Genomic DNA, 13,750 nt, shown 5'->3' with positions numbered 1-13,750 from the left:
TTTGAGGACGACGAACATTCACCGCGACATCGCGGCCGGAAACAGGATCCACGACGAGGAGGCAGGGTGCCCGAACAAGCGCAGGTCGGGGCACGCACAGCCGCGAAGACCGGCACCCCGACCCCTACCGTGCGGCGCCGGCCGAAGAACCGTAAGGCACAGATCGCCACGGTCGCGGCCGAAGCGTTCAGCGAACGCGGCTACCACGGCGTGAGCATCGACGAGATCGCCACTGCCGTCGGCATCTCCGGTCCCGCCCTGTACCGGCACTTCCCGAACAAGTACGCCCTGTTCCACCACGCCGTGGTCACCCTCGCCGACGCTCTCGGCGCCGCCCTCGCGGAGTTCGACGAGCAGAGCGGAACGAACGGCACCGGACTCGACGCCGCCGAGGAGCTCGAACGCAAACTCCTCGCACTCATCCGCACCACGATCGAGAACCGCCGGACGGGCGGGTTGTACCGCTGGGAACGCCGCTACCTCACGGGTGAGGACCACAGCGAGATCCGCTCGAAGATGCGGGCACTCAACCGCCATCTCGCCCGCACGGTCGCGCGGCTGAGGCCCGATCTCACCGACGACGACTACGTGCTGCTCAGCAGCGCGATGCTCAGCGTCATCGGCTCCATCACCACCCACCGCGTCCCGCTGTCCAACCGGCGCCTGCAGCAGCTGCTGCTCGACGCGTGCACAGCGGTCGCCGCGACCGACCTGGTGCCCGACGTCGACGAACCCGCACCGCTTCCCGAGCCGGGCGGGCTGTCCGTGGCGAACAAGCGCGAGGTCCTCCTGCACGAGGCCGTGCTGCTCTTCGACGCCCGGGGCTATCACGAGGTGAGCATCGAGGAGATCGGTGCTGCGGCAGGTATCAATGCGTCCGGCGTCTACCGTCACTTCGCGAGCAAGGCCGATCTGCTCGCCGCCGCCTTCCACCGGGCCGGTGATCGCGTCGCGATGCTCATCGGCGAGGCACTCGCCGACTCGACGACCTCCGCGCAGGCCCTCGACGTCCTCACCGAGGCGTACGTCCGGATGTCGTTCGAGAACAGCGAACTGATGTCGGTGTACTTCGCCGAGGTCGGCAACCTGCCCGCGCACCACCGCAGCGACCTGCGGAACATCCAGCGGCTCAACATCGAGGAATGGGCCCGTCTGGTCGGGGAGCTACGCCCCGAGCTGCCCGCCGTCGAATGCCGTTTCCTCGTGCACGCCGCGCTCAACCTCGTGCTCGACACCGGCAACCTCGTGCACTTTCTGCCCACCCCCTCCCGGCAGCGCAGGGTGCAGCAGCTGATGCTCTCGGTGCTGCTCGGCGACACCGGTTCGCAGGAGGCGGTGGGATGACCCGCACCGCGACCGCGGCGGTACTCCGCGAGTACGGCGCACCGCTGCGGCTCGAGACGGTGACCGTGCCCGAACTACGCGACGACGAAGTGCTCGTACAGATCCACGGGGTCGGGATCTGCCACACCGACCTCACCGCCGCCACGGGAGGCGTTCCCGTCCCGAGGCCCGTCGTACCGGGACACGAGGGTGCCGGAGTCGTCACGGAACAGGGTTCGACGATCGTCGTCTTCGATCTCGGCGCCGTCGGCACGGCCGCGGTGATGACAGCACGGATTTCCTTGTGCGAGAACATTATCGTCGTCGCCCCCGATCCACGACGGCACGGGCTCGCGCGATCGCTCGGGGCCACCGAGGTCCTCTCCCCCGACGATCACGACGACCTCGGACGCCATCTGCGTCACCTCATCGGCGGTGGTGCCGACTATGCGGTGGAGTCCGTGGGCGCCGAATCCGTGATCCGGCAGGCACTGTCGTCGCTGACCAGCCCCGGTGTCTGCGCCACCCTCGGGCTCCGTGCCGGCCGCAATCCCGTCTCGATCGACCAGACCCATCTGTTGTCCGGTCGCACCCTGACCGGAGTCATCGAGGGCGACGTCGATCCCCACCGGTTCCTTCCCGAACTGGCCGCGCTGTGGCGCGACGGGCACTTTCCCGTCGACGAACTCGTGCAGACCTTCGATTTCACGAAACTCGACGACGCTCTCGCCGCTGTCGCCTCCGGCGAGATCATCAGAGCCGTACTCACCTTCGACATCCGGGGGAACACATGAACGTCGTCCAGCGACTCGAGGAACTGCGCGCCCGCACCGACCGGATCGATCCTCGCGAACTCGATGCCCTCTGGGAGCATCTCGCTCCGGCACGCCTCGACGATCTCGTCGGATACCGGTGGAAGGGTTTCAGTTTCGACACCGGGCACCGCACCCATACGCTGCTCGGCAGGTCGCGGTGGTACGGAAAGACGTTCGCGTCGGTGTCCGAGGTCCAGCCGCTCGTGTGCTACGGCGAGGACGGCGAGTTGTTCTCCGACACGAAGACCGGACGCGGCGAAGCGAGCCTGTGGGAGATCGTCTTCCGCGGTGAGGTGACGGCGACGATGGTCTACGACGGCATGCCGGTCTTCGACCACTTCAAGAAGGTCGACGACGACACCGTCGTCGGGGTGATGAACGGCAAGGGCTCGCTGGTGTTCGACGACGGCGAGCACTACCGGTTCGGTCTCGAACGCGACACCGCCGTGTGATCGTCGGACGGGAAACGCACAGTGGCCGGACGCGCGTCCGGCCACTCGGCGTTCTCGGCGGAGAGCTCAGATGACGTGTCCGTGCGCCTTCATTCGGCGGCGCATGTCGTTGAGGTAGTAGGTGGCCGACAGCTGTCGGATCGGCCTGGGCACCGCGCGGTAGATCGGCGGGACCACCTTCCAGAACAGGTCGAAGCGCCGCTGGTCGCGCGGGCTCCACGGCAGCGCGAATTCGTCGCGCATGCGTTGCGGGAGAAGACCGATCGTCATGAAGCGCTGCAGCGGCACGAGGGCGCGAACGGGAAGCGGGGCGTCACCGCCGGTGAGGAGATCGCGGGTGAACGAACGCACCTTCCGGTCGACCTCGAAGGTCGCGATCATCTCGTCCCAGTACCTGTCGAATTCCTCCCGCGTCTTCGGCCACATGTCGTCCTCGACCTGCAGGGCCGTGCCGTAGACCGCGGACTGGCGGTAGATGCATTCGATGTCGGCATCGGTGACAGGCCCGAACATCCGCCGGTACATGTCGACACCGTTACGGTACAGCGTTGCGGCGACCCACAACTGGAGTTCGGGATCGAAGGCGTTGTAGGTCTCCGAGCGCACCGGGACGTGCGCCTTGTTGACCATCCGGACGATCTGCTTCTTCTCCTCGGGAGTACCGAGCGTGACCGCGTAGACGTAGGTCATCGTGGTGCGCAACCGGTCGAGCGGCCGCTGCAGGGTGGTGCTGTGATCGGCGACGCCGTGCCCGACACCGCGCGATGCCAGCTGCAGGAGGACCGTCGCGCCGGCGCCGAACAGGAGCATCGACTCTCCGACGAAGTCGGCCAGTTCGACCGAGCCCGCCGGAAGCGGAGCGGGGGTCGCCACCGGTTCGTCGGTGGTGACGGTGGGGACGCGCTCTTCGGCGTGGGTCGTCATCGGAGGTCTCCTGATGGTGAAAGCACTGGTGCAGCACTGTCATACAAATTGCGCACACCCGTACTCAGATATGCAAGTGCCTATCCGGGAGGCGAATCGACACCCGCCCGCTCGCGGTGGGCGACCAGACGCGCGGCCGCGTCCTCGAACTGCACCAGCGTCTGCGCGATCACCTCGCTGTGGTCCTGCGCGGCGATCGCCTCGATCAGCTTCGTGTGCGATCGGATGGCGAGCGTTCCCCACTCGGCGTCGCGCGCGTAGAGGCGGTACGGAATCGTGCGCGCGGCGGTGTTGAGGAACCACGCGAGCTTGGGGCTGTCGGCGATGCGGTTGAGCTCACGATGGAAGTCGAACTCCGCGTCGGCGATCCGCTCGATGTCGGGTGTCACTCCCTCCGGGGCAACGACGAGCCTGCGCAGCCTCTCGCTGAGTTCGGACAGACGCTCGAGGTCGGCCGGCGTAGCACGGTCGACCGCTCGGAGCGCGAGCTCGACGGCGATCTGCCCCTGCAGCCAGAAGATGTCGTCGATGTCGCCGCGCGTGAGGGGCGAGACCCGGTAGCCGCGGTTCGGGGCGGATTCGACCATCCCCTCCCCGCGCAGCGTCAGCAGCGCCTCCCGGACCGGGGTGACGCTGACGCCGAGTTCGACGGCGGTCTCGTCGAGCCGGATGAAGTCGCCCGGACGCAACACGCCGGACATGATCGAGCCGCGGAGGTGACCGGCCACCTCATCGGAAAGCTGCGGACGGCGCCGTACGGCCCCCTCCGAACGTCGGGATGCCGCAGCGTGATCCGCCGCTGTCCCGGGGCTACGTGTCGGTGCCGCCATCGTGTCTCCTGTAGGAATCCGGACAACTGCGCACGGGGGTTGTCCAATTGTCCCGCGAACGCCTAATGTGATGTCCACTACAGCTATCACATCAAATATATGTGATGTGGTTCACCAGGAAGTGTCGAACATGACCCAGAACCTCACCAGTCCGAAGAACGCGAAGAGCAGCTCGGACAAGGCATCCACGGCAGCGAGCACCGACACCTTCGCCAGCCTCGACCCCCGGAACGGCGAGGTGATCGCCGAGTATCCGGTCGCCGACGAGGCCGCCGTGGGCGCGGCCGTCGAGCGCGCCCGCGTCGCCGCGCGCTGGTGGGAGGCGCAGGGCTTCCGCGGCCGCCGCGACTGGCTCCTCGAGTTCAAGAAGGCCATCGCATCCGACGCGACCTCGCTCGCATCGGTGGTGGCGAAGGAGACCGGTAAGCCCTTCGGCGACGCCTTCCTCGAAGTCATGCTGGCGGTCGAGCACCTCGACTGGGCGGCCAAGAACGCCAAGAAGGTGCTCAGGCCCCGCAAGGTGCCCTCGGGCGTCGCGAGCTTCAACCAGGCCGCAACCCTCGAGTACAAGCCCCTCGGTGTCATCGGCGTGATCGGCCCCTGGAACTACCCCGTGTACACCCCGATGGGTTCGATCGCCTACTCGCTGGCCGCCGGCAACGCCGTCGTCTTCAAGCCGAGCGAGCTCACCCCCGGTGTTGCGAAGTGGCTCGAGGACAAGTGGAACTCGATCGCCCCCACCCAGCCGGTCTTCCAGGTCATCACCGGTCTCGGTGAGACGGGTTCGGCGCTCGTGCGTTCGGGTGTCGACAAGGTCGCCTTCACCGGCTCCGGCCCCACCGCCCGCAAGGTCATGGCGGTGTGCGCCGAGTCGCTCACCCCGCTCGTCGCCGAATGCGGCGGCAAGGACGCGATGATTGTCGCGGCCGACGCGAACATCGACGAGGCCGTCGAGTTCGCCGCCTTCGGCGCCTTCGGCAACGCCGGCCAGACCTGCGCGGGCGTCGAGCGCATCTACGTCGAGGAGCCTGTCTACCGCGAGTTCCTCGACAAGCTCACCGCCACCGTCCGGCGCGCGAAGCCGGGCGGCGACGAGGACTCCACCTACGGCCCTATGACGCTTCCGCGCCAGGTCGACATCGTGCGCAGTCACATCGAGGACGCCCTGAAGTCCGGTGGCAAGGCCGTCCTCGGCGGACTCGATTCGGTGCAGGAGCGCATCGTCGAGCCCGTCATCCTCACCGACGTGCCCGAGACCTCGGCCGCGGTGTGCGAGGAGACCTTCGGCCCGACGGTCGTCGTCAACAAGGTTCGCGACCTCGACGAGGCCGTCGAACGCGCGAACGGCACGAACTACGGTCTCGGTGCGTCGATCTTCACGCGCAACAAGAAGAAAGGCCGTCAGCTCGCCGAGCGCCTGCGCAACGGCATGGTGTCGGTCAACTCGGTGCTCGGCTTCGCCGCCATCGCCTCGTTGCCCTTCGGCGGCATCGGCGAGTCCGGCTTCGGCCGCATCCACGGCGCCGACGGCCTGCGCGAGTTCAGCCGTCCCAAGTCGGTCACGGTGGCGAAGTTCAGCTCGCCGCTCAAACTCATGAGCCTCGAGCGTCCGGAGCGCGACCTGAAAATCGCGCGAGCGATGCTCCAGTTCATGCACGGAAGGTGAGCCGATGACGACCACTCCCCCGCGCACTCGCAGCCGAAAGACCGCCGTCGTCGCGAAGCCCGAGGCACGCATCGAGAAGGCCGGTACGTTCCCACCCCCGAACAGGGACCCGCACCCGAAGCGTGGGCGGATGGGCTGGGTCGAGGTGATCGAGGAGCTCGACCCGGTCACACAGCACCAGGACATCGTGCGGATCACCGCCGGTTACGAGTTCCCGTGGGACTACCAGCGGTCGCTCGAGTTCGCCCTCTTCCGCACGTACTGCGTGCCCAGCATCTCGGAGTTGCTCGCCCGCACCGGCGAGTTCGAGAAGCGGCCGCAGAAGCGGTACGACGACACGGCGCTGCTGATGGCCGAGCTGGTCGAGCACGGCTACGACGCCGAGCGGGGACGCGAGTCGCTGCGCAACATCAACCGGATGCACGGCAAGTACTCGATCGACAACGACGACATGCTGTACGTCCTGTCGACCTTCGTGTACGACCCGCTCGACTGGATCGACCGCTACGGGTGGCGTCGCCTGCACCCGAAGGAGCGGCTGGCGTCGTTCTACTTCTACCGCCAGGTGGGCATCCGGATGGGCATCAAGGACATCCCGGAGTCGTTCCAGGAGTTCCACCGGTTCAAGCTCGAATACGAGCGCGAGAAGTTCACCTACAGCGACGACAACCACGCCATCGGCACCTACACGCTGCGCCTGTTCCAGTCGTGGTACCCGAAGGTGCTGAACAAGGGCATCGAGAAGGTCGTTTTCGCGCTGATCGACGACCGCATGGCGTCGGCGTTCGGTTTCCCGAAGAGCTCACCGCAGGTGACGGAGATCGTCGAGGGCGCGCTGCGGGCACGGTCGGCGTTCGTGCGGCGACTGCCGAAGCGACGCGTGTCGCTGTCGGCGGGCAACGCCACCAACCGGACGTATCCGGGTTACCCCCTCGGTTACCGTCCGAACGATCTGGGCGTCGAACACTGACGCACCGACAGACCTGGGGGACAGGAGGGGCGGCCCCGCATTCCGGTTTCACCACCGGGGTGCGGGGCCGTAACTGTTCCGGGAGGAGCGGGCCGGGGTCAGTTCTCGACGGGCCGCAGGGCCTGCTTCGACGGGAGTGCGAAGCCCGAGACGAAGACGACCACGGCGCAACCGGCGCACACGAGGTAGGCGATCACGAAGCCCGCGGTGCCGATGCCGAGCCCGCCCCCGAGGGTGTGAGCCGCGAGCACCGAGGCGACGACCGCGCTGCAGACGGTACTGCCCACGGTGCGGAGCAGGACGTTGACGCCGTTCGCCGCGGCGTTCTGCGACAGCGGCACCGCGCCGAGGAGGAGCACCGGCAGCGTGCAGTACACGAGCGACGTGCCGATCGCCGCGACGAAGATGGCGGCGACGACGAGCCACAGCGGCTTGCCGGGCACCGCGTGGACGCTGTAGCCGGCGAGCAGGAAGACCGCTCCGGTCATGATCGTGATCTTGGGTCCGAAACGTTCGGTGATCCGGGAGGCCACGATCGCGAAGATCATCATCGCGAAGCTCGCGGCGAGCTGGCAGGCCGCGGCCTGGAGGATGGTCAGGTCGTATCCGGCTCCGTGCCCGGACGGCGCCTGCAGCAACTGTGTGGTGATGAGGGTGTTGCCGTAGAAGGCGAACCCGACGAGCAGTGCCGACAGGTGCGGCGCGAGGACGGAACGGCGGGCCGAGACACGCAGGTCGACGAGCGGGTTGCGGTTGCGCAGCTGCTGCACTCCCCAGAGCACGAACAGCAGCACCGACGCGGCGAACGAGAGCAGCACCGCGGGGCTCGTCCAGCCCCACGTGCTGCCCTGGGTGATGGGCACGAGCAGGCACACCAGGGCGGCGGACAGGCCGGCGGCGCCCACGGCGTCGAAGCGACCGCCGGTGCGGGTGTCCGATTCCGGGATGACGATCCACGCCGCGAGGGCGACACCGGCGCCGATGGCGGCGGTGGTCCAGAAGAGCAGGTGCCAATCGGCGAACTGGACGATGGCGGCAGCGAACGGGATACCGACCGCGGTGCCGATGCCGAGGGTGGAACTGAGCATCGCGATCGAGCGCTCCACGTGCTCACGGGGCAGGACCTCGCGAAGGATCGCCATGCCGATCGGCAGCACCGCCGCGCCGGCGCCCTGCAGGCCACGGGCGACGATGAGCAGTCCGATGTCCGAGGTCAGCGCGCAGATCAACGAGCCGAGTGTCATAAGCGAGAACGCGATGAGGAGCATCCGCTTCTTGCCGATCATGTCGGCGAGACGGCCGAAGATGGGCGTCATCACCGCACCGACCAGCAGGGTGCTCGTCACCAGCCACGAGACGGCGGTGGTTCCGGCGCCGGTGAAGCCCGGCATGCTCGGCAGGAGCGGCACCATAACGGTCTGCATGATGGCCTGGAAGACGGCGCCGACCGCGAGAACCGGGAAGACGAGATGCCGCAGGTTGCGCGTCTTCTTCTCCGCCGGTCCGCTCACCTTCGTCGTTCCGGACGCTGAGCGCGTCGGCGCGGAGGCGGACCTACCCGCCACGTGCAGGCGCAGGGGGAGCGAGATCGACATCGACACCCCCTCTCGCCAAACAGGTAAATAGCCGTTCACCACATTAGGTGAACGGCTATTTACCCTCAAGAGTAGTGACCAAGGTCATTCGTGCCGCTAAGAACCGTCTCCGTCGAGCAACCGCTGAACCAGCGGCGCGTACATGGCCACGACTTCCTCGACCGTGCCGGTCGCGCGCTCCTGCATCATGCGGCGCCGCATGATCGCCAACCCCATCACCGCCGACATCGCCAGCTCGGCCCGGAGACGGGCATCCGACCCCGGCAGCCGCGCGGCGAGCGCGTCGACCATCTGCGCGGAGTAGTTGTCGCGGAGCATGCGGTTGCTCTCCTCGCTGCCCCCGCTCATGAACAGGATGTTCATCGACAATGGCTTGTAGGGTTCGAGCGGGCGGGCGAGCATCGCGACCATCCGCTCCCCCAGGCTCTCGAGCGGCCCGTCGAACAGCACCTGCGCGCCGTACTGGAAGTCGACGAGCTCCTCGTACAACTGCTCCTTCGAGCCGAAGTACTTGATGATCAGCGGTGCGCTGACCCCCGCTTCCTCCGCGATGTCCTTGAGCGTGATGTCGCGGTAGGGGCGCGTCGCGAACGCCTTCCCCGCAGCCTCGATGATCAGCTTCCGGGTCTCGTCGGAAGTCCGGCGACGCTTCTCGGGCTCACCCCGGTGCGATGCCTCCGTGCTGCGCACGGTCACATCGCCCGCCTCCCCGACAACGCCCGTCCGAGCGTCAGCTCGTCGGCGAACTCGAGATCGCCGCCCATCGGCAGACCCGACGCGAGGCGGGTGACGCTCAGCCCCGGGAAGTCGCGCAGCATGCGCACCAGATAGGTGGCCGTCGCCTCGCCCTCCGTATTGGGGTCGGTCGCGATGATCACCTCGGAGACGTCGACGCCGTCCTCCTGGTTGCCGATGCGGGTGAGCAGTTCGCGGATGTGCAGCTGGTCGGGGCCGACGCCGTTGAGCGGGTCGAGCGCACCACCGAGGACGTGATAGCGCCCCCTGAACTCACGGGTGCGTTCGATCGCCTGCACGTCCTTCGGTTCCTCGACCACGCAGATCACCGTGCGGTCGCGGCGAGGATCGGAGCAGATGCGGCAACGCTGCTGGTCGGAGACCGTTCCACAGACCTCGCAGAACTGCACGCCGTCGCGGATCCGCTGCAACGCCGCCTGCAGGCGGTCGATCTCGGGCGGCTCGACCGAGAGCAGGTGGAACGCGATGCGCTGGGCACTCTTCGGGCCGACGCCCGGAAGCTTGCCCAGCTCGTCGATGAGGTCCTGTACCGGTCCTTCGTACAACGCCGACCTCTAGAAACCGGGCAGGCCGGGGATTCCGCCGCCGAGCCCACCCGCGAGCGGACCGAGCTTCTCGGCCGCGATCTCCTGGGCCTTCGCCGAGGCGTCGGCGATCGCACCGACCACGAGATCCTGCAGGGTCTCGACGTCCTCGGGGTCGACGACCTTCGGATCGATCTTCACGGACACGACCTCGCCCGTGCCCTTCACCGTCGCCGTCACGAGGCCACCGCCGGCCTGGCCGGTCACCTCCGCCTGCGCCATCTCGTTCTGCGCAGCGACGAGTTGCTGCTGCATCTGCTGGGCCTGAGCGAGGAGTTGCTGCATGTCGGGCATTCCACCACCGGGTTGCACGGCACGTCCTTTCTGCACGTTTGTGATGCCAGCCTAGTCGCCGCGCATCGGGGTCGACACAGACGCCGAGGTCGACGGAACCGGGCTCAGTCGACTTCCTTCTTCAGGTTCTCGAGCACCTGCTGCTGGATCTTCTTCAGGCCGAGCGGCGCGAACGTCTTCTCGAAGAAGCCCTTGACGCCACCGGCACCCTTCCACTGAGTGAGCACGACGACCGTCGAACCCGTCCCGTTCGGCACGACGCTGTAGGTCGTCACGAGCGTCGAGTTCGCGTCCGTCTCCGTGACGGTACTGCCCTTCACCGACACGGTGGCCTGCACGTCGCGCTGACGCTTCTCCGTGGCCTGGAGGATCCAGTGCACGACGGTGCCGTCGCCGCGACCGCCGGAGATCACGCGGTAGTCGCGGTAGTGCTCGGTGAGGATGCGCGGGCGCACGGTCTCGTAGTCGGCCAGGGCGGTGAGCACCGCCTCGGGAGCTGCCGCCAACTGGATCGAACTGCTTGCGCTGACCTGTGCCATGAACGACTCCTTCTGCTTCTTCCGCGCTGATGCGGGCTCGAATGTGCCTGTGACGACAGCATCCATCCTGCCCTGCGCGTTCCGGGACGGATGCGACCGCCGGGTCTATTGTGGACGTGCCACTGATGCGCCGCTCCGAAGGAGTCGAATGCAGATGCCGAGATCGTCAGGTGTGAAGGTCCCGTACGGGGAGGCGGTACACCGCCAGGGTGTAGACCGCCTGCTGCGCTCGTACAGCGCGATTCCGGCCGACGCGCCCGTGCGACTCGCGAAGAAGACGTCGAACCTCTTCCGGGCACGCGCCGCCGTGAACGCGCCGGGGCTCGACGTCTCCGGCCTCGGCGGTGTCATCTCCGTCGACCCGCAGGCCCGCACCGCCGACGTCGCCGGCATGTGCACCTACGAGGACCTCGTCGACGCGACCCTGCCCTACGGCCTCGCACCGTTGGTCGTCCCGCAGCTGAAGACCATCACGCTCGGCGGCGCCGTCACCGGGCTCGGCATCGAGTCGACGTCCTTCCGCAACGGTCTCCCCCACGAGTCGGTGCTCGAGATGGACATCCTCACCGGGTCCGGCGAGATCGTCACGGCCCGCCCCGAGGGTGAGCACGCCGACCTGTTCCACGGCTTCCCCAACTCGTACGGTTCGCTCGGATACGCCACGCGCCTGCGGATCGAACTCGAACCGGTGAAGCGTTTCGTCGCGCTGCGTCACCTGCGTTTCGACACGATCGCCGATCTGCAGTCCGCTCTCGCGCGGATCGTCGACGAGCGGACCTGGGACGGCACGCCGGTCGACTACCTCGACGGCGTCGTCTTCTCCGCGACCGAGAGCTACCTGACGATCGGCACGCAGACCGACGAGCCGGGCCCCGTCAGCGATTACACCGGGCAGGACATCTACTACCGGTCGATCCAGCACGTCTCCGTCAACCGCCCCAAGGAGGATCGGCTCACGATCCGCGACTATCTGTGGCGGTGGGACACCGACTGGTTCTGGTGCTCACGAGCTTTCGGTGCCCAGAACCCGAAGATCCGCCGGCTGTGGCCGAAGCAGTTGCTGCGCAGCAGCTTCTACTGGAAGCTCATCGCACTCGACCACAAGTACTCGGTGGCCGACCGGATCGAGGCACGCAAGGGCAATCCGCCCCGCGAGCGCGTCGTGCAGGACATCGAGGTCCCGCTCGAACGCACGCAGGAATTCGTCGAGTGGTTCCTCGACGAAATTCCCATCGAGCCGATCTGGTTGTGCCCCTTGAAGTTGCGCGACATCGAGTCGTCCCCGGACGCCGGCCGGCCGAGCACCTCGGACGCCCAGCGTCCCTGGCCGCTGTACCCGCTCGAGCCGAAGCGCGCCTATGTGAACGTCGGGTTCTGGTCGTCCGTTCCCATCGTGCCCGGCGCCGAGGAGGGCGCCGCCAACCGGCTGATCGAGAAGAAGGTCGCCGAACTCGACGGGCACAAATCGCTCTACTCGGACTCCTACTACTCGAAAGACGAGTTCGAGAAGCTCTATTACGGCGGCGGTGAATACCCCGCTCTCAAGCAGAAATACGACCCTCGGTCCCGTCTACTGGACCTGTTTTCGAAGGCGGTGCAACGAAAGTGACCATATTCAAGACCGAGAACGATCGGTCCACCGAGGACAAGCTCGCACTCGCCCAGATCGTGGAGATCGTGACCGGCGGCGACATGCCGTTGCGCTTCACGGCCTACGACGGATCGGCGGCCGGTCCCGAGGACTCTCCCTATGGTCTACATCTCGCGTCGCCCAAGGGCGCGACGTACATCGCCACGGCCCCCGGCGATCTGGGTATGGCACGGGCGTACATCTCGGGCGATCTCCAGGCGAAGGGAGTGCATCCCGGCAACCCCTACGAGTTGCTCGCCTCGCTCGGCGACCTGCACTTCGAGCGTCCCCCGGCACGTATCCTCGCGCAGATCGCCCGGTCGCTCGGCACCGAACTGCTCAAGCCGATCGCACCGCCGCCGCAGGAGCACCTGCCGCGCTGGCGCCGCATCGCCGAGGGTCTGCGGCACTCGAAATCGCGCGACGCCGAGGTCATCCATCACCACTACGACGTGTCCAACGAGTTCTACGAGTACGTTCTCGGCCCCTCGATGACGTACACCTGCGCCGTCTTCGAATCCGAGAATCAGAGCCTCGAGGACGCCCAAGAGAACAAGTACCGTCTGGTCTTCGAGAAGCTGCGGCTGAAGCCGGGCGACCGCCTGCTCGACATCGGTTGCGGCTGGGGCGGGATGGTGCGTTACGCCGCTCGGCGCGGTGTGAAGGCCCTCGGCGTGACGCTCTCCAAGGAGCAGGCCGAATGGGCGCAGAAGGCCATCGTCGAGGAGGGCCTGAGCGACCTGGCGGAGGTCCGGCACTCCGACTACCGCGACGTGCCCGAGGAAGGATTCGACGCCATCTCGTCGATCGGCCTGACCGAGCACATCGGTGTCGCCAACTATCCGGCCTACTTCCGGTTCCTCCACGGCAAGCTGCGGGTGGGCGGTCTGCTGCTCAACCACTGCATCACCCGGCCGACCAACAACACCCGCGCCAAGGCCGGCGGGTTCATCGACCGGTACGTCTTCCCCGACGGGGAGCTCACCGGTTCGGGTCGCATCATCACCGAGGCGCAGAACATCGGCTTCGAGGTGATGCATGAGGAGAACCTGCGCGAGCACTACGCCCTGACGCTGAAGGGCTGGTGCGAGTACCTCGAGAAGCACTGGCAGGCCTGCGTCGCCGAGGTCGGTGAGGGCACGGCCCGCCTGTGGGGCCTGTACATGGCAGGCTCGCGCCTCGGCTTCGAACGCAACGTGGTCCAGCTGCACCAGGTGCTCGCGGTCAAGCTCGGCGACGACAAGAAGCCGCAGACGCCGCTGCGCCCCTGGTGGGTCGTCTAGCCGACCTCATCGGCACGAAAACAGAAGAGCGCGAACGGGAAGGGCTCCCGACGCCGTGGCGTCGGGAGCCCTTCCGTGCAACCGTCGTG

General features: G+C 67.2%; 14 protein-coding genes. 7 read left to right on the top strand and 7 right to left on the bottom strand.

Going from position 1 to position 13,750, the window contains the following annotated elements; all coding sequences use genetic code 11:
* Nucleotides 1–66: 66 nt before the first annotated feature.
* Genes RBB84_RS22935 through RBB84_RS22925 form a run of 3 tightly spaced genes read left to right on the top strand, consistent with a single transcriptional unit; the run spans nt 67 to nt 2,590 of the window.
* On the top strand, nt 67–1,344 hold the full coding sequence (locus RBB84_RS22935; RefSeq protein WP_064256698.1) for a TetR/AcrR family transcriptional regulator: 1,278 nt from the start codon (nt 67–69) through the stop codon (nt 1,342–1,344).
* Nucleotides 1,341–2,117: a zinc-binding dehydrogenase gene (locus RBB84_RS22930; protein WP_064256697.1), complete on the top strand. Its 777-nt coding sequence runs from the start codon at nt 1,341–1,343 to the stop codon at nt 2,115–2,117. The genes RBB84_RS22935 and RBB84_RS22930 overlap by 4 nt, the downstream gene beginning before the upstream one ends.
* Nucleotides 2,114–2,590 carry a DUF4334 domain-containing protein gene (locus RBB84_RS22925; RefSeq protein ID WP_064256696.1) on the top strand — a complete coding sequence of 159 codons (477 nt, stop codon included), beginning with the start codon at nt 2,114–2,116 and terminating at the stop codon, nt 2,588–2,590. The genes RBB84_RS22930 and RBB84_RS22925 overlap by 4 nt, the downstream gene beginning before the upstream one ends.
* Nucleotides 2,591–2,656: 66 nt before the next feature.
* Here the strand turns inward: RBB84_RS22925 and RBB84_RS22920 are convergent, their stop codons facing one another.
* Nucleotides 2,657–3,514 (bottom strand): oxygenase MpaB family protein, encoded by an 858-nt coding sequence (locus RBB84_RS22920; RefSeq protein ID WP_064256695.1) that lies wholly within the window; start codon nt 3,512–3,514, stop codon nt 2,657–2,659.
* A gap of 80 nt (nt 3,515–3,594) precedes the next feature.
* Nucleotides 3,595–4,215, bottom strand: coding sequence for a GntR family transcriptional regulator (locus RBB84_RS22915; RefSeq protein WP_231912052.1), 621 nt, complete (start codon nt 4,213–4,215; stop codon nt 3,595–3,597).
* A 259-nt stretch (nt 4,216–4,474) separates the two neighbouring features.
* On the opposite strand from RBB84_RS22915, the gene RBB84_RS22910 reads away from it, so the two are divergent.
* The gene (locus RBB84_RS22910; protein WP_064256693.1) at nt 4,475–6,010 is read left to right on the top strand and encodes an aldehyde dehydrogenase family protein; all 1,536 of its coding nucleotides are present in this window, start codon (nt 4,475–4,477) and stop codon (nt 6,008–6,010) included.
* Nucleotides 6,011–6,014: 4 nt separating this feature from the next.
* Nucleotides 6,015–6,980, top strand: a complete 966-nt coding sequence (locus RBB84_RS22905; protein WP_064256692.1) for an oxygenase MpaB family protein — start codon at nt 6,015–6,017, stop codon at nt 6,978–6,980.
* A 98-nt stretch (nt 6,981–7,078) separates the two neighbouring features.
* On the opposite strand, the gene RBB84_RS22900 is transcribed toward RBB84_RS22905, so the two are convergent.
* The 5 genes from RBB84_RS22900 to RBB84_RS22880 all read right to left on the bottom strand — a co-directional run bounded on the left by RBB84_RS22900 (nt 7,079) and on the right by RBB84_RS22880 (nt 10,748).
* Nucleotides 7,079–8,575: an MFS transporter gene (locus tag RBB84_RS22900; protein WP_228044831.1), complete on the bottom strand. Its 1,497-nt coding sequence runs from the start codon at nt 8,573–8,575 to the stop codon at nt 7,079–7,081.
* 96 nt (nt 8,576–8,671) lie between these two features.
* Nucleotides 8,672–9,271, bottom strand: coding sequence for a TetR family transcriptional regulator (locus tag RBB84_RS22895; protein WP_006552470.1), 600 nt, complete (start codon nt 9,269–9,271; stop codon nt 8,672–8,674).
* Complete coding sequence (gene recR, locus RBB84_RS22890; RefSeq protein ID WP_016693177.1) at nt 9,268–9,876, bottom strand: recombination mediator RecR; 609 nt, start codon at nt 9,874–9,876, stop codon at nt 9,268–9,270. Before recR ends, RBB84_RS22895 begins: the two co-directional genes overlap by 4 nt.
* Before the next feature lie 9 nt (nt 9,877–9,885).
* Nucleotides 9,886–10,209, bottom strand: a complete 324-nt coding sequence (locus RBB84_RS22885) for a YbaB/EbfC family nucleoid-associated protein (protein ID WP_019290262.1) — start codon at nt 10,207–10,209, stop codon at nt 9,886–9,888.
* A 104-nt stretch (nt 10,210–10,313) separates the two neighbouring features.
* Entirely contained in the window at nt 10,314–10,748 is a 435-nt protein-coding gene (locus tag RBB84_RS22880; protein WP_026061346.1) for an SRPBCC family protein, read from the bottom strand.
* 148 nt (nt 10,749–10,896) lie between these two features.
* On the opposite strand from RBB84_RS22880, the gene RBB84_RS22875 reads away from it, so the two are divergent.
* Both RBB84_RS22875 and RBB84_RS22870 read left to right on the top strand, forming a co-directional pair.
* Nucleotides 10,897–12,357 (top strand): FAD-binding oxidoreductase, encoded by a 1,461-nt coding sequence (locus RBB84_RS22875; protein WP_064256691.1) that lies wholly within the window; start codon nt 10,897–10,899, stop codon nt 12,355–12,357.
* Nucleotides 12,354–13,661 (top strand): class I SAM-dependent methyltransferase, encoded by a 1,308-nt coding sequence (locus RBB84_RS22870; RefSeq protein ID WP_064256690.1) that lies wholly within the window; start codon nt 12,354–12,356, stop codon nt 13,659–13,661. The genes RBB84_RS22875 and RBB84_RS22870 overlap by 4 nt, the downstream gene beginning before the upstream one ends.
* The last annotated feature ends 89 nt before the right edge of the window (nt 13,662–13,750 follow it).

Source organism: Rhodococcus sp. D-6 (assembly GCF_040256695.1).
In the GTDB taxonomy this organism is placed as follows: domain Bacteria; phylum Actinomycetota; class Actinomycetes; order Mycobacteriales; family Mycobacteriaceae; genus Rhodococcus; species Rhodococcus pyridinivorans.
The sequence above is the reverse complement of the archived record's forward strand: the minus strand, read 5'-3'. Positions and strand labels throughout refer to the sequence as shown.